The 26,686-nt window shown below is 73.2% G+C and carries 25 protein-coding genes, 1 pseudogene and 1 riboswitch; of the genes and pseudogenes, 7 read left to right on the top strand and 19 right to left on the bottom strand.

Annotation, left to right across the window (positions count from 1 at the left end; genetic code table 11):
• The 6 genes and pseudogenes from AB0B76_RS34545 to AB0B76_RS34520 form a co-directional block, all read right to left on the bottom strand.
• Positions 1-1,644, bottom strand: a pseudogene (locus AB0B76_RS34545) (hypothetical protein); the annotation flags it as partial.
• Between the two features lie 35 nt (positions 1,645-1,679).
• Positions 1,680-3,038 (bottom strand): GH1 family beta-glucosidase, encoded by a 1,359-nt coding sequence (locus AB0B76_RS34540; RefSeq protein ID WP_360383232.1) that lies wholly within the window; start codon positions 3,036-3,038, stop codon positions 1,680-1,682.
• A 22-nt stretch (positions 3,039-3,060) separates the two neighbouring features.
• A complete protein-coding gene (locus AB0B76_RS34535) occupies positions 3,061-4,203 on the bottom strand; it encodes a sugar ABC transporter permease (protein WP_360383230.1) in 1,143 nt (380 codons plus the stop codon).
• Entirely contained in the window at positions 4,200-4,946 is a 747-nt protein-coding gene (locus AB0B76_RS34530) for an ATP-binding cassette domain-containing protein (protein ID WP_360383228.1), read from the bottom strand. The genes AB0B76_RS34535 and AB0B76_RS34530 overlap by 4 nt, the downstream gene beginning before the upstream one ends.
• The gene (locus AB0B76_RS34525) at positions 4,934-6,010 is read right to left on the bottom strand and encodes a substrate-binding domain-containing protein (RefSeq protein WP_360383226.1); all 1,077 of its coding nucleotides are present in this window, start codon (positions 6,008-6,010) and stop codon (positions 4,934-4,936) included. The genes AB0B76_RS34530 and AB0B76_RS34525 overlap by 13 nt, the downstream gene beginning before the upstream one ends.
• 78 nt (positions 6,011-6,088) lie before the next feature.
• The gene (locus AB0B76_RS34520) at positions 6,089-7,333 is read right to left on the bottom strand and encodes an ROK family transcriptional regulator (protein ID WP_360383224.1); all 1,245 of its coding nucleotides are present in this window, start codon (positions 7,331-7,333) and stop codon (positions 6,089-6,091) included.
• Between the two features lie 103 nt (positions 7,334-7,436).
• Between AB0B76_RS34520 and AB0B76_RS34515 the strand changes: the two genes are divergently transcribed.
• The 4 genes from AB0B76_RS34515 (at position 7,437) to AB0B76_RS34500 (ending at position 10,229) form a co-directional block, all read left to right on the top strand.
• The gene (locus AB0B76_RS34515) at positions 7,437-8,681 is read left to right on the top strand and encodes a ricin-type beta-trefoil lectin domain protein (RefSeq protein WP_360383223.1); all 1,245 of its coding nucleotides are present in this window, start codon (positions 7,437-7,439) and stop codon (positions 8,679-8,681) included.
• Between the two features lie 19 nt (positions 8,682-8,700).
• Positions 8,701-8,865 (top strand): hypothetical protein, encoded by a 165-nt coding sequence (locus tag AB0B76_RS34510; protein WP_360383221.1) that lies wholly within the window; start codon positions 8,701-8,703, stop codon positions 8,863-8,865.
• Positions 8,866-8,986: 121 nt separating this feature from the next.
• On the top strand, positions 8,987-9,376 hold the full coding sequence (locus AB0B76_RS34505; protein WP_360383219.1) for a hypothetical protein: 390 nt from the start codon (positions 8,987-8,989) through the stop codon (positions 9,374-9,376).
• A complete protein-coding gene (locus tag AB0B76_RS34500) occupies positions 9,369-10,229 on the top strand; it encodes a hypothetical protein (protein WP_360383218.1) in 861 nt (286 codons plus the stop codon). Before AB0B76_RS34505 ends, AB0B76_RS34500 begins: the two co-directional genes overlap by 8 nt.
• Before the next feature lie 12 nt (positions 10,230-10,241).
• On the opposite strand, the gene AB0B76_RS34495 is transcribed toward AB0B76_RS34500, so the two are convergent.
• The 5 genes from AB0B76_RS34495 to AB0B76_RS34475 form a co-directional block, all read right to left on the bottom strand.
• Positions 10,242-10,742 (bottom strand): nuclear transport factor 2 family protein, encoded by a 501-nt coding sequence (locus AB0B76_RS34495; protein ID WP_360383216.1) that lies wholly within the window; start codon positions 10,740-10,742, stop codon positions 10,242-10,244.
• Positions 10,735-11,607, bottom strand: a complete 873-nt coding sequence (locus tag AB0B76_RS34490; protein ID WP_360383214.1) for a TIGR03619 family F420-dependent LLM class oxidoreductase — start codon at positions 11,605-11,607, stop codon at positions 10,735-10,737. The genes AB0B76_RS34495 and AB0B76_RS34490 overlap by 8 nt, the downstream gene beginning before the upstream one ends.
• Positions 11,608-11,657: 50 nt before the next feature.
• Positions 11,658-12,614 carry a ribonucleotide-diphosphate reductase subunit beta gene (locus AB0B76_RS34485; RefSeq protein WP_360383378.1) on the bottom strand — a complete coding sequence of 319 codons (957 nt, stop codon included), beginning with the start codon at positions 12,612-12,614 and terminating at the stop codon, positions 11,658-11,660.
• A 122-nt stretch (positions 12,615-12,736) separates the two neighbouring features.
• A complete protein-coding gene (locus AB0B76_RS34480; protein WP_360383212.1) occupies positions 12,737-15,022 on the bottom strand; it encodes a ribonucleoside-diphosphate reductase subunit alpha in 2,286 nt (761 codons plus the stop codon).
• Positions 15,023-15,160: 138 nt separating this feature from the next.
• A riboswitch (cobalamin riboswitch) is annotated at positions 15,161-15,369 on the bottom strand.
• 55 nt (positions 15,370-15,424) lie between these two features.
• Positions 15,425-17,683 (bottom strand): DPP IV N-terminal domain-containing protein, encoded by a 2,259-nt coding sequence (locus AB0B76_RS34475; RefSeq protein WP_360383210.1) that lies wholly within the window; start codon positions 17,681-17,683, stop codon positions 15,425-15,427.
• A gap of 177 nt (positions 17,684-17,860) precedes the next feature.
• Between AB0B76_RS34475 and AB0B76_RS34470 the strand changes: the two genes are divergently transcribed.
• Positions 17,861-18,580, top strand: coding sequence for a helix-turn-helix domain-containing protein (locus AB0B76_RS34470; protein WP_360383208.1), 720 nt, complete (start codon positions 17,861-17,863; stop codon positions 18,578-18,580).
• On the opposite strand, the gene AB0B76_RS34465 is transcribed toward AB0B76_RS34470, so the two are convergent.
• Complete coding sequence (locus tag AB0B76_RS34465) at positions 18,567-19,661, bottom strand: AI-2E family transporter (RefSeq protein ID WP_360383207.1); 1,095 nt, start codon at positions 19,659-19,661, stop codon at positions 18,567-18,569. The genes AB0B76_RS34470 and AB0B76_RS34465 overlap by 14 nt on opposite strands.
• A 28-nt stretch (positions 19,662-19,689) precedes the next feature.
• Positions 19,690-20,430, bottom strand: coding sequence for a dienelactone hydrolase family protein (locus AB0B76_RS34460; RefSeq protein WP_360383206.1), 741 nt, complete (start codon positions 20,428-20,430; stop codon positions 19,690-19,692).
• Positions 20,431-20,487: 57 nt separating this feature from the next.
• Here AB0B76_RS34460 and AB0B76_RS34455 point away from each other — a divergent pair, with 57 nt between their 5' ends.
• Positions 20,488-21,495: a helix-turn-helix domain-containing protein gene (locus AB0B76_RS34455; RefSeq protein WP_360383204.1), complete on the top strand. Its 1,008-nt coding sequence runs from the start codon at positions 20,488-20,490 to the stop codon at positions 21,493-21,495.
• Here AB0B76_RS34455 and AB0B76_RS34450 read toward each other — a convergent pair.
• From AB0B76_RS34450 to AB0B76_RS34440, 3 genes are read right to left on the bottom strand one after another with little or no spacing between them, the layout of a single operon-like run.
• The gene (locus tag AB0B76_RS34450) at positions 21,472-22,275 is read right to left on the bottom strand and encodes a MerR family transcriptional regulator (RefSeq protein WP_360383203.1); all 804 of its coding nucleotides are present in this window, start codon (positions 22,273-22,275) and stop codon (positions 21,472-21,474) included. The genes AB0B76_RS34455 and AB0B76_RS34450 overlap by 24 nt on opposite strands.
• Before the next feature lie 18 nt (positions 22,276-22,293).
• Positions 22,294-23,055: an ABC transporter permease gene (locus tag AB0B76_RS34445; RefSeq protein WP_360383201.1), complete on the bottom strand. Its 762-nt coding sequence runs from the start codon at positions 23,053-23,055 to the stop codon at positions 22,294-22,296.
• A 9-nt stretch (positions 23,056-23,064) separates the two neighbouring features.
• Positions 23,065-23,793: an ATP-binding cassette domain-containing protein gene (locus tag AB0B76_RS34440; protein WP_360383199.1), complete on the bottom strand. Its 729-nt coding sequence runs from the start codon at positions 23,791-23,793 to the stop codon at positions 23,065-23,067.
• A gap of 69 nt (positions 23,794-23,862) precedes the next feature.
• Between AB0B76_RS34440 and AB0B76_RS34435 the strand changes: the two genes are divergently transcribed.
• Positions 23,863-24,714, top strand: a complete 852-nt coding sequence (locus AB0B76_RS34435; protein ID WP_360383198.1) for an NAD(P)H-binding protein — start codon at positions 23,863-23,865, stop codon at positions 24,712-24,714.
• Here the strand turns inward: AB0B76_RS34435 and AB0B76_RS34430 are convergent.
• The 3 genes from AB0B76_RS34430 to AB0B76_RS34420 are packed head-to-tail and all read right to left on the bottom strand — an operon-like array spanning position 24,707 to position 26,658.
• On the bottom strand, positions 24,707-25,438 hold the full coding sequence (locus tag AB0B76_RS34430; protein ID WP_360383196.1) for an SDR family oxidoreductase: 732 nt from the start codon (positions 25,436-25,438) through the stop codon (positions 24,707-24,709). The two genes, AB0B76_RS34435 and AB0B76_RS34430, sit on opposite strands and share 8 nt — an antisense overlap.
• Positions 25,435-25,734 carry an antibiotic biosynthesis monooxygenase gene (locus AB0B76_RS34425; RefSeq protein ID WP_360383194.1) on the bottom strand — a complete coding sequence of 100 codons (300 nt, stop codon included), beginning with the start codon at positions 25,732-25,734 and terminating at the stop codon, positions 25,435-25,437. Before AB0B76_RS34425 ends, AB0B76_RS34430 begins: the two co-directional genes overlap by 4 nt.
• A 36-nt stretch (positions 25,735-25,770) precedes the next feature.
• Positions 25,771-26,658: a TIGR03620 family F420-dependent LLM class oxidoreductase gene (locus AB0B76_RS34420; protein ID WP_360383192.1), complete on the bottom strand. Its 888-nt coding sequence runs from the start codon at positions 26,656-26,658 to the stop codon at positions 25,771-25,773.
• Positions 26,659-26,686: the final 28 nt, after the last annotated feature.

Raw genomic sequence — 26,686 nt, 5'->3', positions numbered from 1 at the left:
CCAGTCGTGCCAGTCGCCGTGCCACCAGGCGCTGTAGACGCCGCCGTCGTCGCCGACGGCGAAGAGGTCCATCTGGTCGGGGTTGCGGGAGTTGACCGCGATCGGGGTGCCCTGGCTGAAGGTGCGGGTGCCGATGCGGAACCAGTCGTGCCACTCCCCGTGCCACCAGGCGCTCCAGAGGCCGCCGTCGTCGCCGACGGCGAAGAGGTCCATCTGGTCGGGGTTGCGGGACAGCACGGCGATCGGGGTGCCCGGGGCGAACGTACGGGTGCCGATCCGGAACCAGTCCTGCCACTCGCCGTGCCACCAGGCGCTGTAGACGCCGCCGTCGTCGCCGACGGCGAAGAGGTCCATCTGGTCGGGGTTGCGGGAGTTGACGGCGATCGGGGTGCCCGGGCCGAAGCCGCGGGTGCCGATGCGGAACCAGTCGTCGTGCCACTGCCCGTTCCACCAGGCGCTGCGCACGGCGCCGTCGGCGGCGACGGCGAAGAGGTCCATCTGGTTCGGGTTGCGGGACAGGGCGGCGACCGGGGCCCCAGCGCGAAAGACCGCCGGCTGTACCCCGACCGGCGGCTCGGGCTCGCCGCCGGCCCCGGCGGCCGCCCGGCGCTGCTCGATCACCAGGCGCAGCCAGTCGAGCAGCCCCTGGTAGGCCGGGTTGCGCGCGGCGAGCTGCTCGGCGAACGGCAGCAGGTCCAGCACGGCCCGCAGCGCCTCGACCGGCGGCAGCAGGCCGGAGACGACCGCGACCTCGGTGATCAGCTCGGCGAGCAGCGCGTCGGGGGCGGCGGGGGCGATCGCGAGGTGCCGCCGGACCGCCTCCCGGGCCGGCGGCTGCGCCTCGGCGTGCTGCCCGGACGCCTCGAGCCGCTGCGCGAACACGACGAGCGCCCACGCGAACCGACCCTGGTAGTCGAGGTTGCCCGGGTTGCGGGCGGCGAGCGCGGCGGCGGACGGCAGCATGGCGCGGATGGCCTCGGCCCCCTCGGCCGCCGGCAGCTGCCCGGAGATGACCGCCAGCTGCACGATCATCTCGAAGATGAGCGCGTCGGACGCGGCCGGGGCGAACTGCAGGAACCGGGCGATGGCGGCGCGGGCCGGCGGCACCGACTCGTCGTGCTGACCGGCCGCCTCCAGGCGCTGCGACAGCACGACAAGCGTCCACGCGTACCGGTACTGGTATTCGGCATTGGCCGGCTCGCCGGCCACGAGCCGCTCCGCGACCGGCACCAGGCCGCGCAGCGCCGTGGCCGCCTCCGCCGGGGGCAGCTGCCCGGAGATGACGGCGACCTGCACGAGCATGTCGAACGCCAGCCCGGCCGGCGTGTTCGGTCCGAGGCCGAGGAACCCGGCGATCGCGTCCCGGGCCGGCTGGACCGAATCGTCGTGCCGGCCGGCCGCCTCGAGGCGCTGCGAGAGGACGACGAGAATCCACGCGTACCGGTACCGCATGTCGAGGTTGCCCGGGTTGCGGGCGGCGAACCCGGCCGCGTACGGCGTGATGGCCTGCATGGCGGCGACGCCGTCGGCGGCGCCCACCTGCCCGCTCAGGACGGCCACGTCGACGACGAGGTTGAACAGCCGCGTGTCGTCCGCGGTCGCCGCTTCATCGATCAGTGCCTGGATGCTTGCCGCCGGATCCATCCCCGCTCGCCCCCTGTCAGGTCATGCGCGCTTCCTCATGACGGATGCGGCCGGAGGGGGTCTGATACGAGGCCGTTGTCGCGGATGACGCCGGCGTACCAGTGGGCGCTGCGCTTCGGCCGGCGCGACTGGGTGGGGTAGTCGACGTAGTAGATGCCGTAGCGCACGCCGTAGCCCGAGGCCCACTCGAAGTTGTCGACGAACGACCACGGGAAGAAGCCGAACAGCGGCACGCCCCCGTCCAGCGCCTCGTGGGCCGCGCGGAGGTGGCCGTCGAAGAACGCGATCCGCTCGTCGTCGGCGATCTCCCCGTCGGGGCCCGGGTAGTCGTGCAGGGCCAGGCCGGTCTCGGTGACGACGAGGGGGAGCGGCGTGTACTCCTTCGCGACCCGCCGCAGGATCTCGGTGAGGCCCTCCGGGTGCACGCCGATGCCGGTCACCGTCGGGTGCTCGGGCGGGACCCGCAGCCAGCCGCGGTCCGGGTCGGCCGGGTCGGCGCGGGCGTGGTGGCGTTCGTAGTAGTTGATGCCGAAGAAGTCCAGCGGCGCCGCGATCGCCTCGAGGTCGCCGTCGCGGACGAAGCCGAAGTCCGTGACCGGGGCGTAGTGCGCGGCGGCGTCGCCGGGGTAGGCGCCGCGGAACAGCGGGTCGAGGTACATCCGGTTCTCGTGCAGGTCGAGGCGGCGCGCGGCGGCGAGGTCGGCCGGGTCGGCGCTCGCGGGGTGCACGGAGGTCAGGTTGCAGGTGATGCCGACCTGCCCGCGCACCCCGCCGGCGCGCAGGGCCGCGACGGCCCGGCCGTGGGCCAGCAGCAGATGGTGTACCGCGGTGACGGCGACCCGCTCGTCGCGCAGCCCGGGGGCGTGGCGGCCCTCGAGGTGCCCGACGACGGCCGCGCAGTAGGGCTCGTTCAGCGTGAGCCAGTACGGAATCCGGTCGCCGAGGCGTTCGTGCACGGTGGCCGCGTAGTCCGCGAAGTGCTCGGCGGTGTCGCGGTTCGCCCAGCCGCCGCGGTCCTGCAGGGCCTGGGGGAGGTCCCAGTGGTACAGCGTCACCATCGGGGTGATGCCGCGCTCCAGCAGCCCGTCGGTGAGCCGGTCGTAGAAGTCCAGGCCGGCCGGGTTGACCGCGCCGGCGCCGGACGGGAAGACGCGGGGCCAGGCGACCGAGAAGCGGTAGGCGCCGACGCCGAGCCCGGCCAGCAGGTCGAGGTCGTCTCGCCAGCGGTGGTAGTGGTCGCAGGCGATGTCGCCGGTGTCGCCGCGCCGGACCGCGCCCGGGGTGTGGCTGAACGTGTCCCAGATGGACGGTCCGCGGCCGTCCTCGGCGACGGCGCCCTCGATCTGGTACGCGGCGGTGGCCGCACCCCACAGAAATCCGTCGGGGAAGCGCATGGTTGTGCCTTTCTGCGAGGAGCTACTCGGCGGAGCCGCGGGCGAGGCGCCGGCGGCGGCCCACCGCGTCGAGCACGACGGCGACGACGAGGATGACGCCGGTGGCGATGTTCTTCACGGCGGCCGGCTCGCCGAGCAGGTCGAGGCCGTTCTGCACGCTGCCGACGACGAGGGCGCCGAGGATCGCGTGGGAGATGCGCCCGCGGCCGCCGAAAAGGCTGGTCCCGCCGATCACGGCCGCCGCGATCGCATTGAGCTGCAGGGTTCCGCCGCCGAGGGCGTTGGACGCGGAGAACTGCCGGGACGCCTCGACGACGCCCGCGAGCGCGGCGATCGCCGAGACGAGCACGAAGACGACGACCACCGTGCGCGCGACCGGGATGCCGGCGCGGCGGGCCGCCTCCCGGTTGCCGCCGATCGCGGTGACGTGCCGGCCGAACGGGGTGCCGGTCATGAGCACGCCGGCCGCCCCCGCCAGCGCCAGGAGCAGGACGAAGACCCAGGGGATCCCGAAGTACGAGTTCAGCAGCCACGTCACGGCGCCGACGAGCACCGCCACGGCCGCCACGGCGATGACCTCGGCCCGCGCGGGCGGGTTGGCCAGGCCGTGCCGGGCGCGGCGCCGCCGCCGCAGGGCCCGCAGGCCCGCGAAGCCGGCGACGACCAGCAGCGCGAGCACCCAGCCGAAGCCGGGCACGACGTAGCTGGAGGCGATCGAGCGGATCGCGGTGTCCCGGATCGGGATCTGCCCGCCGTCGCCGACGAGCGCGAGCTGCACGCCCTGCCAGACGAGCAGGCCGGCGAGGGTGATGATGAACGACGGGATGCCGGCCGCGGTGATGACGACGCCGTGCAGAAGGCCGATCACCGCGCCGGCGAGCACGGCGGCGGCGATGGCGAGCCACGCCGGCGCCCCGTGGTCGGCGATCAGCCGGGCCAGGACCGCGGCGCTGACGCCGGCGACCGCGCCGACCGACAGGTCGATCTCGCCGAGGACGAGCACCAGCACCATGCCGACGGCGAGGGTGCCGAGCACCGCGATCTGCAGCAGCAGGTTGGACAGGTTGCGCGCGGACAGGAAGTTGTGGTTGAGCGCCTGGAACAGCGCCCACACCACGACCAGCCCGACCAGGACCGTGGTGGTCCCGCTCGCCCGGCGGATCATGAGCGGCTCCCGGTGATGGCGGCGACCACGTCGTCGGTGGTGTCGGCGCCGGGTCGGAACTCCCCGGCGTTGCGGCCCAGGCGCAGCACGCTGATCCGGTCGGCGACGGCGAACACGTCGGCCATGTTGTGGGAGATGACCACGACGGCCAGCCCGCGGTCGCGCAGGCGGCGGATGAGGTCGTACACCATCGCCGTCTGCGCCACCCCGAGCGCCGCGGTCGGCTCGTCGAGCAGCACGATCCGGGAGCCCCACAGCGCGGCCCGGCTCACCGCGATCGCCTGCCGCTGCCCGCCGGACAGCGCGGAGACCGGCTTGTCCAGGTCGGGCAGGTGGGCGGCGAGGTCGGCGATGACCCCTGCGGCGTGGGCCTGCATCGCCTCCCGGTCCAGCAGCGGCGAGTACCGGCGGCGCCGCTCCCGCCCGAGGTACAGGTTGGCGGTCACGTCGAGGTTGTCGCACAGGGCCAGGTCCTGGTAGACGGTCTCGATGCCCAGCGCCGAGGCCTCCTTGGGCGTGCCGACGGTCACCGGCTCGCCGTCGAGCAGGATCTGCCCGGCGTCGATGCGGTGGGTGCCGGCGATGGCCTTGACGAGCGTCGACTTGCCGGCGCCGTTGTCGCCGACCAGGGCCACCACCTCGCCGGCGGTGGCCGTGAAGCCGACGTCGGTGAGCGCCGCGACGCGCCCGTACCGCTTGACCACGCCGCGGAGCTCGAGGGTCGGGGGATCTACAGGCTGCACTTGTCCGCCGCCAGTCCCGCGCAGATCTTGTCCTTCGTGCTGTACCCGTCCTTGATCACCACGTCGGCGATGTTCTCCTTCGTGACCGCGACCGGGTCGAGCAGCAGCGCCGGGACCTTGCCGGTGCCGTTGTCGACGGTGCTCGTGGTCAGCCCGGTGACCGCGGCGGCGTCGCCCTTGGCCAGCGCGACGGCGATCTTCGCGGTCGCGGTCGCCTCGGCCCGGATCGACTTGTACACGGTCATCGACTGGTTGCCGGCCAGGATGCTGCCCAGGCCCGCGTCGGTGGCGTCCTGGCCGGTGACGAGGACCTTGCCGTTGAGCTTGCGGGCGGTGAGCGCGGTGATGACGGCGTTGGCGAGCCCGTCGTTGGGGGCGACGACGCCCTGGACGTTGTCGGCGAGCTTGGTCAGCCCCTGCTCCATCGCCTGCTGGCCCTTGGCCGGGTCGAAGCCGGGCGTGTCGGACTCGTAGCCGAGCTTGAGCCGGCCGGACTGGAACGCGGGGTCGAGGATCTTGTGCGCACCGGCCTTGAACTCGCGGCCCGGGGCCGAGGTGATGTCGCCGTTGATCATCGCCACGGTGGCGCCCGGCGGCAGCTTGTCGAGCAGGAACTGCCCCTGCAACTCGCCGACCTTCTCGTTCTGGAACGAGACGTACGCGGCCGGCACCGCGCCCTCGATCGCCCCGTCGTAGGCGATCACCCGGGCCCCGGCGGCGTCGGCCTTGGCGACGATCGACGCGCCCGCCTCGGCCGTGAACGGGCTGACCACGATCACCTTGGCCCCGTTGGTCAGCGCCGACTCGGCCTGCTGCAGCTGGACGGCGGCGTCGCCCTGGGCGTTGCCGGCGATCACCTTGATGTTCGGGTCGATGGCCTTCACGGCCTCCTCGAAGTACGGCTTGTCCTTGCTCTCGAAACGGTCGGCGCAGGTGGAGCAGGGCATCAGGAAGGCGATGGTGAGGTCCTTGCCCGGGTTGCCGGTGTCCTGGGTGGCCGGGGCGGCCTGGGTGCAGGCCGCGGTGGCCAGGACGGAGGCCAGGACGAGCAGTCGTCGCAGCATTGGGTGTCCTTTTCTGGGGTGTTTTCGGGTGTACGGCACCACGCCACCGGCATAGCGGCGGCGGGAGGGTGTGCCGGGTCAGCGCAGGCGCTCGACGCCGGCGCCGGTCTCGATGAGCTGGCTGATCGGCAGGGTGGCGGCGCCGCGGACGGCGGCCTCGGGGCCGAGCTGGGAGCGCACGAGGACGACCTCGCCGCCCGGCTGGGCGAGCGAGTCGGCGCGCACGGCGACCTGGAGCTCGTCCAGCAGCTCGGCGGCGATCCGGTCCCCGAACCAGCCGCCGACGATGATCTTCTCGGGGTTGTAGAGGTTGACGAGGTTGGACAGGGCGAGCCCGAGGTGGCGCACCAGGCCGTCGATGGCCCGGTGGGCCGCGGGATCGCCGCCGCGCCACGCGGTCAGGATCGCCTCGACGCCCTCGGTCTCGCGGCCGAGCCACGTCTCGTCGGGCCCGCGCCATTGGTTGAGGACCGCCGAGGCGCCGACGAAGGTCTCGACGCAGCCGGCGCGCCCGCACCGGCAGTGCGGGCCGTCCAGGCTGATCTTCGTGTGGCCCCACTCGCCGGCGCTGCTGGACGAGCCCCGGTAGAGCCGGCCGTCGGTGATGATGCCCGCGCCGGCGCCCTCGCCGATGAGCACCATGACGGCGTGCTCGGCGTCGCGGGCGGCGCCGTACCAGGCCTCGGCCTGGGTGGTCGACTTCGCGCCGTTGTCGATGTACACCGGGATGCCGGGTCCTTCGCCGCGCCCCTTGCCGGGCCCGTCGCGGTCGCCGCCCCCCAGCTCGTTGCCGAAGCCCGCGAAGTCCGCGCCGTGCCAGCCGACGACCTCGGCGTGCACGAGCTGCCGGTCCTCCTCGACGATCCCGGGGACGCCGAGGCCGAGCCCGACCACGTCGGCGCCGCCGACGCCGAGCTCCGCGAGCATCGAGGCGACCTGGTCGGCGATCGCCGTGCGGGCCTCGCCGACCTCGATGCGGCGGCTCTTGAACGGGTACACCCGGGCGGCGAGGCGATTGAGCCCGAGGTCGAACACCTCCACGCCGATCTGGGTCTCGCCGACGTCCGCCCCGACCACGAGCCCGGCGTCGTGGGCGACCCGGACGATGGCGCGGCGCCGGCCGCCCTCGGAGTCGTGGAAGCCCTCCTCGCGGACCGTGCCCTCGGCGAGCAGCTCGTTCATCACGTTTGTCACGGTCGCGGGGGAGAGCCCGGTCGCCGTGCCGACCTCGCTGCGTGAGGTGGGTCCGTTGAGCCAGACGTGCCGCAGGATCAGCGCGCGGTTGCGCCGCCGCACGTCCTTGACCGAAGCCTTCTTCGCCACCGTTGCTCCAACCGTTGGTTCAATGGTTGTTTTATAGTCTGAAAAAAGTGGCCACGCAAGGGTCCCGCCGGCCAACGGCGCCGGGTACTGGCCCGCCTTCTGGATGCTCGGCGCCCCGCTGCGGGCCGGCGTGCCGTGGCCGGGCTCGGGCGAGATCGACGTCATGGAGGACATCAACGGCCGCAGCTCGCTCTTCAGCACCCTGCACTGCGGCGTCAACCCGGGCGGCCCGTGCAACGAGAGCACCGGCCTCGGCAGCGGCGAGCGCGGCTGCCCCGGCTGCCAGACCGGGTTCCACGACTACGCCGTCGAGGTCGACCGCTCGGTGTCGCCCGAGCAGATCCGCTTCTACTTCGACGGCGGCAACTTCTTCACGCTCAACGCCGGCCAGGTCGACGCGACGACCTGGTCCAACGCCGTGGACCACCCGTTCTTCATCATCTACGACCTCGCGATCGGCGGCGGCTTCCCGGACGCGTTCGGCGGCGGCCCCAACGCGTCGACCGTGTCGGGCGCGTCGCTCGTGGTCGACTCGGTGGCCGTGTACAACAAGGGCCCGGGCGGCGGTTCGAGCGGCACCGGGTACAACGTGCTCGGTCCGGGCGGCAAGTGCGTGGACGTCGCCGGCGACGACACCGGTGGCAACGGCGCGGCCGTGCAGCTCTGGGACTGCCAGTCGTGGGCGGTCGACCAGCACTGGGTGCTGAAGAACAACGGCACGCTGCAGACCCTGGGCCGGTGCCTGGACGTCGCCGACGCCTCCACCGCGGGCGGCGCGAAGCTGCAGCTGTGGGACTGCCACGGCGGCGCCAACCAGCAGTGGCGCACGACCCCCGGCGGAACGCTCGTGAACGTCGGCTCGGGCCGGTGCCTGGACTCGCCCTCGGGCAACACCGCCAACGGGACCCGGCTGCAGATCTGGGACTGCAACGGCTCGGGCGCGCAGGCGTTCCCGTACAACGGCGGCGCCTCCAACATCGTCGGCCCGGCCGGCAGGTGCGTGGACGTGGCCGGCGACGACACGGGCGGCGACGGCGCGGCCGTGCTGCTGTGGGACTGCCAGGACGCGGCGCGCGACCAGAACTGGAAATGGACCGGCTCGGCGCTGACGACGCTCGGCAAGTGCCTCGACGTTGCCGGCGGCGGAACCGGCAACGGTACCGTCCTGCAGCTGCACGACTGCACGGGCAACCCGGCCCAGGTATGGGTCGACGGCGGCAACGGCACCCTGCGCAACCCGCAGTCGGGCCGGTGCCTGGACACCCCGGGCGGCGCCACGGCCAACGGGACGCGGCTGCAGATCTGGGACTGCAACGGCAGCGGCGCGCAGACGTTCCGCAAGTCCTGAGGTTTGAGTACGACGACTCATGACCGTCGGGTTCACCGCGGCCTGGACCGTCACGGCGGCTGCCGCCGACGAGACGGGCCTGTTCGCCGTCGGCGCCGTGCTTGTCTTCCTCGGCCTCGCCGCCGGCACCGCGTCGGTGTCGGCGGCGATCTGGGCCGTGCGCCGGTCCCGGCGACCGGGGTGAACCGCGCCGCCACTCGCCCGTGCCGTCGGGCCGCCGCGCGCTACTGAGGCCGGCGTTCACCCGGAACGTGTTCGGTGTGTCGGCGGATACCCGCCGCGGCGGGGGCGTGGTGCACTGAGTCGTGGGCAACGAGGTGCATCTCTACACGTCCGGCGCGGACCCGTATGTGCTGCAGCTGGGCGACGTCGCGTTCTACATCCACCAGGGCGCCCCCGATGCGCCCACGCCGCCGGTGACGACGCCGCCGGCCGCGCCGGAGATCTTCCGGCCTACGAAGCTCAGCGAGCCGTACGCGAACTATATCGTCGCGCCGATCCACGCCCGCGACCTCAGCCGCATCCTGCTGGCGCAGGACTCGGCGAGCATCGATCTCGGCGTCGCGGTGGGCGGGCCGGAGGCCGGCGGGCAGCTGCGGGCGGTGCTGGACGTGCTCAGCGAGTACGACGCGGGCGGGGTGTCCGTGCACGTCGTGGACATGGACACGGTGCGGGACGCCGACGGCGATGGCTGAGGAGTCGACGGGGCTGTCCGGGGCCGCCGACCGGCTCCGGGAGTCGGCGAAGTGGGTGACCGTCAGCCTGGCCGCGGTCGGTGGCGTCCTGGTGGCCGGCCTGCAGCTCAGCGACCTCGGTCAGCTCGAGGTGGGCAGCGACCGGTTCGTGCTGGCCATCGCCGGCGGCGCCGTCGCCTTCGCCGGCGCGGTCATCGTGCTGTACGCGACCAGCTCCGTCCTCACCGGCTCGTCCGTCAGCCTGAACTCCGTCGCGCGGCGCACCCCGGCCGGCGCGGGGCACGTCGTCGACGACCCGACGCTGCTGAACGGGCACGCGGACGTCGCCGCCCTGCGGACCGAGTACCTCGCGGCCGTCGACGAACGGCGCACGACGCTGCGGGACCACCTCGCGAGCCCGGCCGACGCCGACCGGCGCGCGAAGGCGCAGGCCGCCGACGCGCGGGCGGTGGCCGTGAGCGAGGTGACGCAGGCGCTGCTCCGGGTCGTGTCGTACGAGAACCTCGCGCACCGCTGGCGCGTCGCCGCGCCGTGGATCGCCGTGGGCGGGGCCCTCGCCGCGGCGGGCGTCGGCTGCTACGCCTGGAGCGCGAACCCGCCGGCCAAGGCGGTGGCGAGCGCGGCGGTGCCGAACGTGCTCACCGCCCCGGCCGCCAAGCGGCTCACCCTGACCGCGCAGGGCGTCGAACAGCTGGGCAAGGCGCTCGGGTCGTCGTGCGACACCAAGCAGCCGATCAAGGTCCTGGTGCTCGACACGACCGCCGCCGGCCCCGACGTGGTCACCGACCAGCTGCCGCCCTGCGCGCGCGTCCGGTTCATCCTGGGCGCGGACTGGGGCACGATCGGCGACTGACCCCCGGGGGCGTCAGGCCGGGCCGGGGTCGACCGCCTCGCGGAGCAGGTCCCGGGCGGTGGTGTCGCCGTCGAGCTGGCGGTTGACGCGGTGGGTCACCTGCCAGCCGTGCTCGGTGCGGACGAACTCCCAGCGGTTGACGCCGGTACGCCAGATGCGGAAGCTGTCCGTCGCCTCGTCGCGCAGGACCAGCTGCGAGTAGGCGGTGGCCACGGCGCGGTCGCCCTCCACGTGCAGGTGCGGCAGGCCCTGCAGGTGGGCGGCGCCGGCGTGGATCAGCCGCTGGTGCAGCTCGCCGGTCACCATCTCCGCGATGGCCGCGCGGCCGTGCAGCACCGCCGGGAACGTGTCGTACACGCCGTTGTCGGTCCACAGCCCGGCGGCCGGCGCGGCGGACCCGCTGTCCACGGCCGGCCCGTACGTGGCGAGGATCTGCATGAGGGCCAGCCGGTCCTCGAGGTCCTGGACGCGGCGCTGCAGCTCGGCGAGCGCGTGGCCGGGAGGCTCAGTCATGCGGTACCCCCGGAAAGAACTGCGGGAAGATCTGCTGGAAGGCCTCGAGCTGTTCGACGCAGTGCCCGGCGTCGCGGTGGCGCAGGACGATGTTCAGCATCGTGGCCCCGGCCGCGTGCGACTCCTCGACGTGGCGGCGCGCGCCGCCGGGATCGGCGATCGGGTCCAGCGGCGGCGGGTTGAGGATGACGTCGAAGCCCGCCGGCCGCTCGACCGCGGCCAGCATGGCGGCGATCCGCTCCGGCGGCAGGCCGAAGGGGACCCACGCGTCGCCGAGCTCGACGGCCCGCCGCAGCGAGCGCGGGGTGTACCCGCCGATCCACAGCGGCACCCGGCGCCGCGGCGCGTGCGGGTCGATGCGGAAGTCCCGGAACCGGTGGTGCGTGCCCTCGTACTGCGGGAGCGGCTCGCCCCAGGCGGCGCGGATCGCCCGGATCGCGTCGTCGGCCGCGGCGCCCCGGCCCTCGAAGTCGGCCCCCAGCAACGCGAACTCCTCGCGCAGGCTGCCGACCCCGAGCCCGAGGACGACCCGGCCGCCGCTGAGCAGGTCCAGGGTGCCGTAGCTCTTGGCGATCGCCAGCGGGTGGTGGTACCCGAGGACGAGCACGTGGGTGGCGAGCCGGATGCTCGTCGTGCGCGCCGCGAGGAAGCTCAGGGTGGCCAGCGGGTCCCAGTACGTGCCGCCGGCGCGCGCGGCGATCCGGTCCGGCACGCCGACGTGCTCGCTGCAGGTGAGATGGTGGTAGCCGAGCCGGTCGGCCGCCTCGGCGATCCGGACGAGCTCGGCCGGCCCGGCCCCGGCCTCCCAGTCGCTGCTCTGCCCCGGGGGCCGGAAGACGACCGGGCTGAGAATGCCGCACCGCATGCGGCGAGGCTACCAAGCGCTTGCTTGATTAGGAAGACACGCTCGCGGGGTCAGAAGTCGTCGTCGAAGGTCACCGTGCCCGTCACGCCGTGCTGGTAGGCCGAGACCCGGCGTTCGAAGAAGTTGGACAGTTCCTGGACGTCCTGCAGCTCCATGAACGCGAACGGGTTGCGGCTGCCGTACAGCGGCTCGATGCCCAGGGTCGCCAGCCGGCGGTCGGCCACGTGCTGCAGGTACTCGCGCATGTCCGTCAGGGACAGGCCCGAGACGCCCTGCTCCAGCAGGTCCGCGGCGAACTGGACCTCGCACTCGACCGCCTCGGCCAGCATGTCGCGCACCTGCGCGGCCATCGTGTCGTCGAACAGGTCCGGCTCCTCGGCGCGGACGGTGTCCACGACGTCGAAGGCGAACGCCATGTGCATCGACTCGTCGCGGAACACCCAGTTGGTGCCCGAGGCGAGGCCGTGCAGCAGGCCGCGCGAGCGCAGGTAGTACACGTACGCGAAGGCGCCGTAGAAGAACAGGCCCTCGATGCACGCGGCGAAGCAGATGACGTTGAGCAGGAAGGCGCGCCGGTCGTCGCGGGTCTGCAGCGAGCGCAGCGCGAAGACCGAGTCGATCCACTTGAAGCAGAATGCCGCCTTGCGCGCGATCGACGGGATGTTGTCCACGGCCGCGAAGGCCGCGAAGCGCTCGGCCTCGTCGGGTACGTAGGTGTCGAGCAGGTTCAGGTAGAACTGGACGTGCACGGCCTCCTCGAACAGCTGGCGCGAGAGGTACAGCCTGCCCTCCGGCGAGTTCACGTGCTGGTACAGGTTCAGCACGAGGTTGTTCGCCACGATCGTGTCCCCGGTGGCGAAGAAGGCGACCAGCCGCGAGACCAGGTGCCGCTCGGCCGGGGTCAGCCGGTCCAGGTCCGGGCGGTCGCTGTGCAGGTCCACCTCCTCGACGGTCCACGTGTTCTTGATGGCGTCCTTGTACCGGTCGAAGAAGCGCGGGTACCGCATGGGCCGCAGGGTCAGGTCCAGGCCGGGGTTCAACAGGCGCGACGGCACCTCCGCAGGCTCCGGTACCGGCGCGAGAAGGCTGAGCCTCTGGTGAGCGGCCCCTCCGCTGCGCTCCGGGCCGCTCACTGGCAGGCCTCGCACGACTCGGGGTTCTCCAGGGAGCAGGCCACCGCGATGAGCGGGACCGTCGCCTGCTGGATGCGCGTCGCCGGGCGGGAGCGCAGGTAGTAGGTGGTCTTCAGGCCGGACTTCCAGGCGTGCAGGTACATCGAGGAGAGCTTGCCGATCGTTGGCGCGCTCATGAACAGGTTCAGCGACTGCGACTGGTCGATGTACGGCGCCCGCGCGGCGGCCAGGTCGATCAGGGCGCGCTGCGGCAGCTCCCACGCGGTTCGGTACAGGTCGCGGACGTCGGCCGGCAGCTCGCCGATGCCCTGCACCGAGCCCTCGGCGCGCTTGATCTGCTCGCGGACCTCCGGCGTCCAGAGGCCGCGGGTCTTGAGCTCGCGCACCAGGTACGAGTTGATCTGCAGGAACTCGCCCGACATCGTCTCGCGCTTGAACAGGTTGGACACCTGGGGCTCGATGCATTCGTAGCAGCCGGCGATCGAGGCGATGGTCGCGGTGGGCGCGATCGCCACGAGCAGCGAGTTACGCAGGCCGTTTTCCGCGATCTGTGTGCGCAGCGCGGCCCAGCGCTCGTCATCCGTGGTAACGCCCCACAGGTCCGGGTGCAGCACGCCCGCGGCCGCTCTGGTCTCGGCGTACGCCGGGTGCGGGCCGAACCGCGCGGCCAGATCCGCCGACGTCTCCAGTGCGGTGAGCAGAATTTCCTGCTGCACCGCTGTGGACAACGCCCGCGCGGCCTCCGAGTCGAACGGTAGTTTCAGCGCGAAGAAGGCGTCCTGCAGGCCCATCAGGCCGAGGCCGACCGGCCGCCACCGCGGGTTGGACGCCCCCGCCTGCCGCGAAGGGTAGTAGTTGATGTCGATGACGCGATCGAGGAAGACCACGGCGGTGCGGACCGTCTCCCGCAGCCGCTCCCAGTCGACGCCCGCGGCCGTCACGTGCGCGCCGAGGTTGATCGAGCCGAGGTTGCACACGGCGGTCTCGTCGTCGCTGCTGACCTCGAGGATCTCGGTGCACAGGTTCGACAGGTGGATGGTGTTGCGCGGGCCGCCGGTCTGGTTCGACAGGGCGTTGGCGCGGTCCTTGAACGTCATCCAGCCGTTGCCGGTCTGGGCGAGGGTGCGCATCATGCGGCCGTAGAGATCGCGGGCCTTGACGGTGCGCACCGCCTTCTTCTCGGCCGCGCGGTAGGCCGCGTCGAACGCCTCGCCGTAGAGGTCCGGCAGCTCGGGGGCGTCGGTGGGGTCGATCAGCGACCAGTCGCCGTCGGCCTCGACGCGGCGCATGAACTCGTCCGGCACCCAGTTGGCGAGGTTGAGGTTGTGGGTGCGGCGGGCGTCCTCGCCGGTGTTGTCCCGCAGCTCCAGGAACTCCTCGACGTCCGGATGCCACGGCTCCAGATACACGCACGCCGCGCCCTTGCGCCGCCCGCCCTGGTTCACCGCGGCGACACCCGCGTCAAGCGTCTTGAGAAAGGGCACGATGCCGTTGGATATCCCGTTGGTGCCGCGGATGAGTGCGCCCCGCCCGCGCACGCGCGACCACGAGATCCCGATGCCGCCGGAGAACTTCGACAGCCGCGCGACCTGGTGGTAGCGCTCGTAGATGGAGTCGAGCTCGTCCCGGGGCGAGTCGACGAGGAAGCACGACGACATCTGCGTGTGCCGGGTGCCGGAGTTGAACAGCGTCGGGGAGCTCGGGAGGTAGGCCAGGGAGGACATGAGGCGGTAGAACCCGATCGCCTCGCCCGGGGTCTGCGACAGGCCGCAGGCCACGCGCAGCAGCCAGTACTGCGGCGTCTCCACGACCAGGCGGGCCTCGGGGTGGCGCAGCAGGTAGCGGTCGGCGACCGTACGCAGGCCGAAGTACTCGAACCGCAGGTCCCCGTCGAGGTCGACGGCGTCGTCGAGCTTGCGCGCGCTCGCTGCGACGAACGCGGCGGTGTCGTCGCCGATCAGGCCGAGCTGGTGGCCGTAGCGGATCGACTGGCTGAAGCTCGCGACGCCCTGGCCGCGCACCTCCTTGTCCACGTACGCGGCCAGCAGCCGCGCGGCCAGCCGCGAGTACTGCGGCTCCTCCCCGATGAGCTCCGCCGCCGTCTGGATCGACAGCTTGTCCAGCTCGGCGGTGCTCGCCCCGTCGTACAGCCCGCTGATCGTGCGGGTCGCGACGCGCAGCGGGTCGACCTCGTCCAGGTCACCGGCCCACCGCTCGACCGCGCGCACGATCTTGTTCACGTCAACGGCCTCGGTGTCGCCGTTGCGCTTGCGTACCTGCATCCGCGTGCCCTTTCTCGCCTCAGGTCGGAGGGCCGAAGGAGCGCGCGGAGACGCCGCCGGGACCCCTGCGGCGGCATGCGGCCAGGGTCCGGCTCGTGGCGTCGGCCGTCCCGCGCGGCCTTCGACCGCCGCGCACCGGGCGGTGCGCGGCGCGCTGGCAGGTCTTCGGACTCGTGGGCGCCGAGCGCATGCCTACTGACCGTCGCTTCCCAGGCCTGATCGGGCCCAGTGCACATGACGGCGATCGTTCCCACTGACCGCTGCGGGGCAGTCCCGGACTCGCACCGGGTTCCCTCTTGCCTCGGCCGCCCTGGGCGGGCGGCCGAACCAGCTGTGGTCATCACTATATATAGGGCCGCCCGAGAATTGGAAACACCAGATGTCGTGTCGGCGTGTCGCGGCTCAGGCGAACATCTCGGCGAGCATCTCCGGGCCGACCGGGATGGCGGCGGGGCGGTAGGCGGGCGGCGGGGTGCCCATCAGCTCGCGCACCAGGAAGTCCCAGCAGCGCTTGCGCACGTACGCGAGGCAGTCCAGGAACGTGTGCTCGGCCCCGGGCACGATGAGCAGCTCGAAGTCCTTGTCCGCGGCGATGAGCCGGTCGGCCAGGCGCAGCGTGTGGTCCGGATGGACCTGGTCGTCGAGCTCGCCGTGGACGAGCAGCAGCGGGCCGGCCAGCCGGGCGGCAAGGTCCACATTGGACGTCCGGGCCCAGGCGTCCGGGTCGTCCGCGCCGTCGTAGGACTCCACGAAGCCGGCGTTGAAGCAGCGGGCGTCGTGCGAGCCGGCCAGCGCGACGCCGGCCCGGTACACCTCGGGGAAGTCCAGCATCGCCCGCGCCGCGGCGAACCCGCCGCCGGAGTGCCCGAACGCGCCGACCCGGTCGAGGTCCATCCACGGCCGGTCTGCGGCGAGTTGCCGCAGCGCGGCGACGTGGTCGGCCAGGCCCCCGGCGTCGCCGAGGCGGCCGTAGGAGGCGTCGTGGAAGGCCTTGCCGCGCCCCGGGGTGCCGCGCCCGTCGAGCGCGACGACCACGAACCCGAGCGCGGCGAGGGGCTCGGCGTCCAGGCCCATGCCGCCGGGGTCGAAGCCGGGCTCGACCCGGCCGACCTGCGGGCCCGGGTAGAGGCTGTCCACGACCGGGTAGCGGCGCGCGGGGTCGAAGCCGTGCGGGCGGTACAGCACCCCGTAGACGTCCGTCACGCCGTCGGCCGCCTTGACGCGGAAGCGCTCGGGCGGGGTCCAGCCGGTGGCCTCGAGCCGGGTGATGTCGGCCCGCTCGAGCTCGACCAGCACGCGCCCGGTCCAGTCGCGGACGGTGGTCACCGGCGCGGTGTCCACCGTGGACGCGCTGTCGACGAAGTACCCCCGGTGCCCGGGCAGCGTCACGACGTGGTCGAGCTCGTCGTCGGTGAGCCGGGCGAAGCCGGTGCCGTCCAGGCCGGCCCGGCACACGGTGCGCCGGTACGGGTCGGCCTCGACGAGGCCGGCGGCGGTGAAGTACACCGTGCGCTCCGCCTCGTCGACGTGCAGGATCTGCCGCACCGACCAGGGCCCGGAGGTGACCCGGCCCAGCGGCGCGCCGGTGTGCCGGTCGTAGCGGTACAGGTGGCCGGAGCCGTCACGCTGGGAGTACCACAGCACCTCGTCGGCCAGCACGCGCACGATCGGCGGCTCGTAGGCCCACTGGTTGGGCTCCACCCGGGTCGCGCCGGCCTCGCTGAGCACGGTGGTGACGGCGCCGGTGGCCGGGTCCAGGCGGTGCAGCGCGAGGGTGTGGCGGTCGCGGGGCTGGCCGAGGAAGTACACGGCCGAGCCGTCCGCGGCCCACCAGGCCCACTTGATCATGATGGGTGACAGCTGCGGCATGAGCAGGGGCTCGGTCTGCGCGCGGACCACCGTGCCGGTCGCGACGTCCAGCACCACGAGCTCGGCGAGCGGGAGATGCTCGTCGCCGGGGTAGGCGTACCGCTGCGGGTGCGTGCGCGGCGGGCCGCCGTCGGCCGGCCGGGCCTCGACGAGGTGGGTCTCGCGCACGTGGCGCTCGTCGGTGCGGTGGGCCAGCACCCGGCTCGAGTCCGGCGACCAGGCGGTCGCCGGCGGCAGGTGCGGCAGGCCGATCTTGCGCAGCAGCGTGGCGTTGCCGGTGCTTTCGGGGCCGCTGCCGTACCCGTAGTGGGCCTCGCCGTCGGTGGTCAGCGCCCACTCGCGGCCGTCGGCGCGGGAGCGGGCCCACAGGTCGTGCCCGCGCCGCGACACCGCGACCGTCCCGTCGGGCGACGGCACCTCGAGGGGGCTGCCCGGCGGCGTGAACGTGGCCCGCTCGCAGGCGTAGCCGTCCAGGTCGCAGCGCCAGTACTCGCCGAGCGCGAAGAACTCCACGGCGTCGCCGGCGGGCACGATCGCCGCGAACGGCAGCGCCTCCGGGTCGACCGGCTGACCGGCCGCCGCGGCCAGGGCGGCGGCGAGCCGGTCGTGGTCGAAGAAGGGCTCGCGGATGCCCGCGGCCGGGTCGACGCGCAGGAAGTGGCCGTTCGCGGTGTACCAGAACCCGCCGTCGACCCACTGCGGCCTGATCTTGTCACCGGCGACGAGCTCGCCGGGGTACGCCGGGCGGCGCAGGAGTTGTTCGGCCGTCCGGTAGTGCTGCTCGGTGCTCATGTCCGCCGTCCCCGTCCTCGTGGTTTCTGACAGCGGAAACGCTACGTTGCGTTCATTGATTGGGCAACGACAGCTCCACATAATCGCAGGTCACGGCCGCAATTTCATTGCGACGGCTGAGTAATCAACGCAACGGCCGTTGCGTTGACTGGGCGGTGAACGCTAAGCTCGCCCACGGTGACGAGGCGGAGGGAGACCGCGGTGCGGCTCAGCCAGCAGGACCGGCAGCAGATCGCGCTGGGCGTGGCCGAGGGGCTCGCCTACGCGGAGATCGCCCGGCGCCTCGCCCGGCCCACGTCGACGATCACCCGCGAGGTGATGCGCAACGGCGGCCCCACCGCCTACCGCGCCGAGCCGGCCCACCGGGCCACCGAGCAGCGCGCCCACCGGCGCCGGCCGACGGCGCCGCGCGGTCCGCGGCCGGAACCGCCCCGCGGCCGCGACGCCGGGGCCGTGCGCGACTACGAGGAGCGGTTCACGACGTTCCTGATGCAGTCGGGGCTGCCCCGGATGATGGCCCGGGTCCTGACCTGCCTCTACACCACCGATGCGGGCAGCCTCACCGCGGCCGGGCTCGTCGCGCGCCTCCAGGTCAGCCCGGCGTCGGTCTCCAAGGCGGTCGCCTTCCTGGAGCGCCAGGGCCTCGTGCGCCGCGACCGCGACGAGCGGCGCCGCGAGCGGTACATCGTCGACGACGACGTCTGGTACCAGTCGATGATGGCCACCGTCCGCGCCAACGCCCGCCTCGCCGAGACCGCCCGGCAGGGCGTGGAGGTCCTCGGCCCCGACAGCCCGGCCGCGGCCCGGCTGGCGAACATCGCCGACTTCGTCGACTTCGTCGGCGAGAGCATCAGCCGCGCCGCCGAGCAGGGCCGGGAGATCCTCAGGAAGGACTAGCCGGGGTACGGTCCTCGCCGACCGTCGCCGCGGGCTTGAGGCCGCCGCGGTGGGTGTCCCAGACGTCGCGCACGATGATCTGGATCATCCCGGCGACGGGGATGGCCAGCAGCGCGCCCAGGATGCCGGCCAGGTCGACGCCGGCGAGGATGGCGATCAGCACCGTGAGCGGGTTGAGCTTGACCGTTCGCGAGAGGATCACCGGCTGCAGCAGGTGGTTCTCCAGCTGCTGGTACACGACGAAGAAGACGATCACGATGATGCCCGCGGTCGTGGAGTGCACGAACCCGGCCACGGCCGCGACCACCGCGCCCAGCGTCGCCCCCACCAGCGGGACCAGGTCGGCCACCGCGACGAACACGGCGATCAGCCCCGCGAACGGCACGCCGGTGAGGAGCAGCACGACGTACGTCAGCAGGCCGCAGATCACACTGATGAGGAGGTTGCCGCTGATGTACCCGGTGATGGTCTTCGCGCAGTCCCGCCCGACCCGGCGGACGCGCTCGGCGCGTTCGGGCGCGAACAGCGCCAGGAACGTGGCGAGGACCTTCGGCGCCTCGAGCACCATCAGGTACGACAGCACGAAGATCGTCACGATGCCGGCGACCGTGCTGGCCGCCGAGCGGGCGAAGGCCAGGGTGCCGCCGCCCAAGCTGCGCACGTACTGCTGGATCTGTTCCCGGTGCTGCTGCATCCACTGCAGCACGTGGAACCGCCGCAGCACGTCGCCCACCGGCCCGCGCCCGGCCCGGGCGTCCGCGATCAGCTGCGGTGCCTCGTCGGCGAACCGGGCCCCCTCGTGCACCAGCGGCGTGACGAACAGCGCGACGAGCCCGCCCAGCAGCACGAAGACGGCGAGGAACACCACGAGCGTGGACAGCCAGCGCCGGCACCACGTCACGTGCCGCTCGACCCAGTCGGCGAGCGGGTGCAGGGCGGTGGCGAACAGCGCGGCGACGACGATCCACACCAGCACCTGGCGCATCTGGTACAGCAGCAGCAACGCCAGCCCCGTCGCGAGCACCATCGCGATGACGATCGCCGTGATGCGGGCCACCGAGCGGTTGTCCGAAGCGGGCATGCGGTCCCCGTGCCCCGCCGCGACCGCGTCAAACGAGGAACGCCGCCAGCCGGCGCCAGACGTCGTCCACCGTGTCCGGCCGCACCTCCCGATCGAGGTAGTGCCGCTCGAAGAACCCGTGCGGCGCGCCGGGATAGACGACGAGCTCATGCGGTACACCCGCCGCAGTCAAATGTTCGTCGAACGCCCGGTGGACGGCGGCCGGAACGACTTCGTCGGCGCCGCCGAAGAGCCCGAGCACGGGGACCCGCACGCCGGCGACGAACGCGTCGGGCAGCGCCGGCTCGCGGCCCAGGTCACCGGTCCACGGGTAGAACGCGACGACGCCGGCGACGTCGATGCCGGTGGTACCGGCCAGCAGCGCGGTGGCCCCGCCGAGGCAGAAGCCGAGCACGTAGGGCCGGCCGCCGAGACGCTGCACCGCGGCGGCCACGTCGAGCAGCATCGCGTCGCGGAGGAGCCGCTGCTGGTGCGGCAGGTAATCGAAGCCGCCGTCGCGCGCGGGTGACGCGGTCGTGCGGCCGTAGTAGTCGATCGCGAGCGTGGGGTGCCCGAGCCCGGCGAACCTCCCCGCCAGCTCGCGGTAGAACGGGTCGAGGCCGCCGGCGTCGGGCAGCAGGACGATCGCGGGCCCGGCCGGTCGCTCGGGCCGCGCCAGGAACGCGGCCACCCGGCTGCCGTCGGCGGCGGTCAGCTCGAGCTCGGCCCCGCGGACCGGATGCTCCTCGCCGGGCGGCACGGGCACGAGGTCGCTCTCGTCGTAACACATGCCCGCAGTTATCGCAGCCTCCCGCTCGCGGGCCAAAACGATGTAGCGTTGTGCTTCATGATCAGGTACGAGCTGGGCGGCCCGGACCTGGGCGACGTCCGGTTCGCGGTGTCGCCGCTGAACGAGCTCGTCCTGTCCCTGCGCGCCTGGCGGCACCCCGGCCTCTTCCCGCTGCACCTGCCCTGGCTGCGGGATCTGGCGTCGGTACGCGACCAGCTCGACGACGCCGTCCTGCTCGCGCTCACCAACGAGCGCGGCTGGACGCCCGACTTCCTCAGCCCGCGCCCGCACTCGCCGCTGACCCGCCTGGACGACGAGCTGGCCCGGCTGGCCGGCACCGACCCGGCCGCCGTGCGGCGCGACCTGCGGGCCGTGCACGGGACCACCCCGCTGCCGCCGCCGCTGCGCGGCTCCGGCCCGCGCGTGCTCGCCCGCATCGTCGCCGCGCTGCGCGACTACTGGCAGCGATGCTTCGCGCCGCACTGGCCCCGGATGCGGGCGCTGCTCGAGGGCGACGTGACGTACCGGGGCCGCCGCCTCGCCCAGGGCGGCCCGGCGGCGATGTTCGCGGAGCTGTCGGGCACCGTGCGCCTCGCCGGCCGCGTGGTCGAGGTCCGGCTGCCGAACGCCGAGGTGCGCTACACCCGGGTGGTCACCGACGGCCTGACCCTGGTTCCGACCCTGTGGACCTGGAACGCGTCGGCCCCGATCGCGCCGGAGGAGCCCCCGATGATCCTGTACGCGGCGCGCGGCCTGGCCACCCTGTGGCAGCCGCAGACCCTGCCCGCCCCGGGCGCCGTCGCCGAGCTCATCGGCGCCACCCGCGCGGGCCTGCTGCAGCACCTGGAGACGCCGGCCTCGTCCACGGAGCTGGCCTCGCGCCTGGGCGTGACGCCGTCGGCCGTGAACCAGCACCTGCGGGCCCTGCACGCGGGCGGCCTGCTCATCACGGCGCGGCACGGGCGGTCGGTGCTGTACCGCCGCTCGGACCTCGGCGACCGGCTGCTCGGGCTGAGTACCGAAACGCCGTCACCAGGTCCCTCAGCTGCCCGCCGGACCGGTTGAGGTCCTCGGCTCGTCCAGGCGCTCCAGCCGGGTCCAGCTGGCCCAGCCGCGCTCGCGCATCAGGTCCAGCATCCACTCCGCGCGCGGGTCGGACTCCACGGCCAGCGCGTCCAGGAGGTGGAACGGCAGGTCGTCGTGGGTCGTGTCGCGCGGGTCACCCTCGCCGGCCGAGCGGGCCTCCTCGAGCATGGCCGCCATGATGTCGGCGGCCTCCGCCAGGCGCGGGTCGCCGCGGTCGCCGCCGGTCTCGAAGAGGTCGGAGAAGAGCCGGTACAGCCGCACCACCCGCGGGTTGTCGAGCTGGGCCATCTTCGCCGGCATGATTGCGCCGATGTACTCGGGCCAGCGCGCCGAGACCAGGATCCACCCGTCGCGCTCGCCCGCCACCAGCCGCTCCGACGCGCCGATCGCCCGGAGCCGGTCGAGGTACGCGATCACCGACGGCGGGAGGGCCAGGCTGTCGCCGGCCGCGAGCTGCGCGATCTGCTTGCGGCTCGTCTCCAGCCGCTCGATCTCGTCGCGCAGGTGCCGGTCGATCCGCTCGATCGCCCCGGCGAAGGCCGGGGCGTCGGCGTCGAGCATCTCGCCGATCCGCGCCAGCGGCACGCCGGCGTTGGCGAGGGTGCGGACCCGCACGAGCGCGACGACCGCCTTGGCGCCGTACCGCCGGTAGCCCGACGCGTCCCGCTCCGGCTCGGGCAGCAGTCCGATCTGGTGGTAGTGCCGCACCGCCCGCACGGTGACGCCGGCGTACGCCGCCAGTTGACCGATCGTCAGCATGCCCGGTCCTCGCCGTCGTCAGGAGATCCTGCGACGGTACGTGACGTTCGCGAACACGTAGGCCACGACGAGGATGCCGGCGCACCAGGCGAGCGCGACCCAGATCCCGGTGCCGACCGGCTGCCCGGTGAACAGGTCGCGGACCGCGTCGACGATCGACGTCACCGGCTGGTGCTCGGCGAAGGCGCGTACCGGGCCGGGCATGGTGCCGGTCGGCACGAACGCCGAGCTGATGCACGGCAGGAAGATGAGCGGGTACGCGAACGCGCCCGCGCCGTCGACGGTCTTCGCGGTCAGGCCGGGGATCACGGCGATCCACGTCAGGGCCAGGGTGAACAGGGCGAGGATGCCGGCCACCGCGAGCCAGGCCCCGACCCCGGCGCCGGAGCGGAAGCCCATGAGCAGGGCGACGCAGATGACGACCACGAGCGAGATGACGTTGGCCACCAGCGAGGTCAGCACGTGCGCCCACAGGACGCCGGACCGGGCGATCGGCATGGACTGGAAGCGCTCGAAGATCCCCGACCTCATGTCGGTGAAGAGCCGGAACGCGGTGTACGAGATGCCCGAGGCGATCGTGATGAGCAGGATGCCCGGCAGCATGTAGTTGACGTACGGGACCGCGCCCGTGTCGATGGCGCCGCCGAACACGTACACGAACAGCAGCATCATGGCGATCGGCGTGATCACGGTCGTGATGATGGTGTCGAGGCTGCGCGTGACGTGGCGCAGGGTCCGCCCGGCGAGCACGGCGGTGTCGCCCAGGAAGTGGGTGGCCATTGTCGCTCCTTATTTCCCGGCCGTGGCGTCGCCGACGACCGCGAAGAAGATGTCCTCGAGGGTGGACCGCCCCTCGCCTCGTTTGAGGTCTTCCAGGGTGCCGTCGACCACGATTCGACCCTCGTGGAGGATCGCGATCCGGTCGGCGAGCTGTTCGGCCTCGTCCAGGTACTGGGTGGTGAGGAGCACCGTCGTGCCCCGGCCGGCGAGCTCCTTGACGGACTCCCACACCTCGGCGCGCGCCTGCGGGTCCAGCCCGGCCGTCGGCTCGTCGAGGAAGATGACCGGCGGGTTCCCGATCAGGCTCATCGCGATGTCGAGGCGGCGGCGCATGCCGCCGGAGTACGTCGCCACCCTCCGGGCGCCCGCCTCGGTCAGCGAGAAACGCCGCAGCAGCCCGTCCGCGATCGGGCCCGGGCCGTCGAGGTGGCGCAGCCGGGCGATCAGCACGAGGTTCTCCCGCCCGGTGAGGATCTCGTCGACCGCCGCGAACTGCCCGGTGAGGCTGATTGACGCGCGCACGTCGGCGGCCTGCGCGGCGACGTCGAAGCCGTTGACCCGGGCCGTACCGGCGTCGGCCCGCAGCAGCGTGGACAGGATCCGGATGAGCGTGGTCTTGCCCGCGCCGTTGGCCCCGAGGAGGGCGAAGATACTGCCCGGCGCCACGGTGAAGTCCACGCCGCGCAGCACGGGCAGCTGCCGGTACGACTTCTCGATGCCCTGCACGTGGATGCTCATGGCGGCAAGCATGGAGGGTTGACGCTGCGTCAGGGTCAAGCCGTGCTAGGCAGAAGGATGCGGATTCTGATGACCGGGGGCACCGGGAACGTCGGCCGGCTCGTCGTGGAGCAGCTCGTCGCGGCGGGCGTGGACGTGCGGGTGATGAGTCGCAGGCCGCGCCCCGACCGGCCCGGCGGCGTCGAGGTCGTCCCGGGCGACCTGGCCGAGCCGGACAGCCTGGGCCCGGCGCTGCGGGGCGTGGACCGGATGTACCTGTTCCCGTACGCGGCGACGGCGCCGCAGGTGGTCGCGCTGGCCGCGCGCGCGGGGGTCCGCCGGATCGTGACGCTGTCCTCGGGGGCGGTGACGACCGGGTACGACACCAACTTCCACCTGCCCGTCGAGCAGGCGGTGGAGGCGTCCGGCCTGGAGTGGACGCACGTGCGGCCCGGCGAGTTCATGCTCAACACGCTGTGGCTGTGGGGGCTGTCGATCCGGGCCGAGCGGGTGGTGCGCGACCCGTTCCCGGACTGGGCCGGCCACCCCGTGCACGAGCGCGACATCGCCGACGTGGCCACCGTGGCGCTGCTGGGGGAGGGGCACGAGCACAGGGCGTACACCCTGAACGGCCCGGCCTGGATCAGCCGGCGCGAACAGATCCAGTCGATCGCCGGCGCGATCGGGGCGGACATCCGGCTCGAGGTGGTCACGCCGGCCAGGGCCCGTGAGCTGTACCTCGCGCAGGGCGGCTTCGCGGCCGCCTCGGCCGACTTCCTCACCGGCTTCGAGTCGTACTCCGGCGTCGACGAGCCGGTCGTCGACGAGCCGGTCGTCGACGCGCCGGCCGACACCTCGCTGACCACGGCGCAGGACGTCACCGGCCGGCCGGCGCGCACGTTCGCCGCGTGGGCCCGCGACCACGCCGGCGACTTCAGGTGAGCTGCTGGCCGCCGTCGACGTCGTAGGTCGCGCCGGTGAGGGCCGTGTTCGTCATGAGGTGTACCGCCAGGGCCGCCACGTCGCCCGGGCCGACCACGCGGCGGATGGGCAGGTGCGCGCGCAGCTCCGCGCGGCGCACGTCGAGTTCGTCGCCGAGCAGGCGGGCCGACAGGTCGGTGTCGACGAACCCCGCGGCGATGAGGTTGACCCGCACCGGCGCGAGCTCGAGCGCCAGGTTCGCCACCAGCGCGGGCATCGCGGCGGTGAGGGCGCCCGACAGCAGCTGGCCGGGGCCGGGACGGCGGCCGCCGGTACCACCCATGAACAGCAGCGTCCCGGACGGGCGGATCTTCCCGGTGACGGCGCGGGCGAGGTGCAGGGGCAGCCACAGGTGCTCGTCGACGAGGCGGCGGGCCTGCTCGAGGTCAAGGTCGGCCAGGCGCGTGTAGTAGTTGCCGCCCACGGTCACCATGACGTGGTCGACCGGCTCGGCCCGCTCGGCGAAAAACCCTTGCAGGGACTCGGGATCCGTGACGTCGAAGGCCGCGACGCCGGCGGCGTCGAGGTTCGCCGCGGCCCGGGCGAGGCGGTCCTGGTCGCGGCCGACGAGCAGCACGTCGGCCCCGGACGTGCTGGCCTGGCGGGCCGTCTCCAGGCCGATGCCGCCGCTGCCGCCGAGCACCACCACGGTCTGCCCGGACAGCGGGGCGCTGCCGCCCGTCACCCGAACCCCTGGACCGGCTCGACCATCTCGACGCGCCGGTGCACGGCCCAGTGCTCGGCCTCGGTGAGCAGCCGCCGGGTGTGCGCCTGCCGCCGGTGCTCGTCGAGCGCCTCGTCGTCGCGGTAGAGCTCATAGACGACCCGGGCGAGCGGCTCGCCGGCGACGTGATGCATGGTGTACGCGATGGCGCCCGGCTCGCTCGCCCGGACCGCCGCGCTCGTCTCGGCCGCGAGCCGGTCGAACGCGCGGGCCGCTTCCTCGTCGCGCAGGTCGAATCGCACCAGGAGTCCCAACACGGTTCCGAGCGTAGGGCGGCCGGAGGTACCGTCGCCTCACCCCAAAAGCGGTGCGAGCTCCTCGAGCTGGCGCAGGGTGTCGTTGGGGCCCTCGCCGAGGGGCTGGACGAGCACGTGGTCGGCGCCCGCGTCGTGGTGGGCCTTCACGCGCTCGACGATGTCCGCGGGGGTGCCCCAGGCGACGATCGCGTCGACGAGCCGGTCGCTGCCGGCTCCGGCCAGGTCCTCGTCGGCGAGCCCCAGGCGGCGGAGGTTGTTGACGTAGTTCGGCAGCTGCAGGTACCGCACGGTGTGCCGCCGCGCCACCTCGCGCGCCACCTGCGGGCTCGTCTCCACGACCACGGCCTGCTCGGGGATGAGCAGGCGGTCGGGGCCGAGCGCGGCGCGGGCCTCGGCGGTGTGCTCGGGCGGCACGAAGTACGTGTGCGCGCCGTCGGTGCGGTCGGCGGCCAGCTCCAGCATGCGCGGGCCGAGCGCGGCGAGCACGACGGGCAGGGCGGCCGGGGTGTCGCCCAGCGCCGTGAGGTACTCGCGCATGCGCTGCAGCGGATGACGGTACGACTGGCCGGACTGCTCCACCATCGGCGCGTGGCTGACGCCCAGCCCGAGGACGAACCGCCCCGGCCAGGCATCGGCGAGCGTGGCCGCCGCGGCGCGGGCCGTGCTGCCGTGGCGCGCCCAGATGTTCGCGATCCCGGTGCCGGCCACGATCCGCGAGGTGGCGGCCAGCCACACCGCCTCCTGCGCGAAGACGTCGTTGGCCCCGACGACCTCGCCCTGCCACACCGAGCGGTACCCGAGCGCCTCGATGCGGGCCACCACCTCGCGCTGCACGGCGGCGGGCTCCCGCTGCACCGTGTTGGTCCACACCCCGACGCCGCCGAGGGCCTGCCTGATCGCCGTCACACGCTGCGGTACCGACATACCGGCATTCTTCCCGACCGGCGGCCGA

This window comes from Dactylosporangium sp. NPDC049140, assembly GCF_040648435.1.
Note: the sequence above shows the minus strand (reverse complement) of the source record. Positions and strands in the feature narration are given on the sequence as shown.

Excerpts from the sequence above, each read along its gene's own strand:
- AB0B76_RS34540 (WP_360383232.1), bottom strand. The coding sequence starts at position 3,038 with ATGCGCTTCCCCGACGGATTTCTGTGGGGTGCGGCCACCGCCGCGTAC.
- AB0B76_RS34535 (WP_360383230.1), bottom strand. The coding sequence starts at position 4,203 with ATGATCCGCCGGGCGAGCGGGACCACCACGGTCCTGGTCGGGCTGGTC.
- AB0B76_RS34525 (WP_360383226.1), bottom strand. The coding sequence starts at position 6,010 with ATGCTGCGACGACTGCTCGTCCTGGCCTCCGTCCTGGCCACCGCGGCC.
- AB0B76_RS34515 (WP_360383223.1), top strand. The coding sequence starts at position 7,437 with ATGCTCGGCGCCCCGCTGCGGGCCGGCGTGCCGTGGCCGGGCTCGGGC.
- AB0B76_RS34510 (WP_360383221.1), top strand. The coding sequence starts at position 8,701 with ATGACCGTCGGGTTCACCGCGGCCTGGACCGTCACGGCGGCTGCCGCC.
- AB0B76_RS34500 (WP_360383218.1), top strand. The coding sequence starts at position 9,369 with ATGGCTGAGGAGTCGACGGGGCTGTCCGGGGCCGCCGACCGGCTCCGG.
- AB0B76_RS34495 (WP_360383216.1), bottom strand. The coding sequence starts at position 10,742 with ATGACTGAGCCTCCCGGCCACGCGCTCGCCGAGCTGCAGCGCCGCGTC.
- AB0B76_RS34490 (WP_360383214.1), bottom strand. The coding sequence starts at position 11,607 with ATGCGGTGCGGCATTCTCAGCCCGGTCGTCTTCCGGCCCCCGGGGCAG.
- AB0B76_RS34485 (WP_360383378.1), bottom strand. The coding sequence starts at position 12,614 with ATGCGGTACCCGCGCTTCTTCGACCGGTACAAGGACGCCATCAAGAAC.
- AB0B76_RS34480 (WP_360383212.1), bottom strand. The coding sequence starts at position 15,022 with ATGCAGGTACGCAAGCGCAACGGCGACACCGAGGCCGTTGACGTGAAC.
- AB0B76_RS34475 (WP_360383210.1), bottom strand. The coding sequence starts at position 17,683 with ATGAGCACCGAGCAGCACTACCGGACGGCCGAACAACTCCTGCGCCGC.
- AB0B76_RS34465 (WP_360383207.1), bottom strand. The coding sequence starts at position 19,661 with ATGCCCGCTTCGGACAACCGCTCGGTGGCCCGCATCACGGCGATCGTC.
- AB0B76_RS34460 (WP_360383206.1), bottom strand. The coding sequence starts at position 20,430 with ATGTGTTACGACGAGAGCGACCTCGTGCCCGTGCCGCCCGGCGAGGAG.
- AB0B76_RS34455 (WP_360383204.1), top strand. The coding sequence starts at position 20,488 with ATGATCAGGTACGAGCTGGGCGGCCCGGACCTGGGCGACGTCCGGTTC.
- AB0B76_RS34450 (WP_360383203.1), bottom strand. The coding sequence starts at position 22,275 with ATGCTGACGATCGGTCAACTGGCGGCGTACGCCGGCGTCACCGTGCGG.
- AB0B76_RS34445 (WP_360383201.1), bottom strand. The coding sequence starts at position 23,055 with ATGGCCACCCACTTCCTGGGCGACACCGCCGTGCTCGCCGGGCGGACC.
- AB0B76_RS34440 (WP_360383199.1), bottom strand. The coding sequence starts at position 23,793 with ATGAGCATCCACGTGCAGGGCATCGAGAAGTCGTACCGGCAGCTGCCC.
- AB0B76_RS34435 (WP_360383198.1), top strand. The coding sequence starts at position 23,863 with ATGACCGGGGGCACCGGGAACGTCGGCCGGCTCGTCGTGGAGCAGCTC.
- AB0B76_RS34420 (WP_360383192.1), bottom strand. The coding sequence starts at position 26,658 with ATGTCGGTACCGCAGCGTGTGACGGCGATCAGGCAGGCCCTCGGCGGC.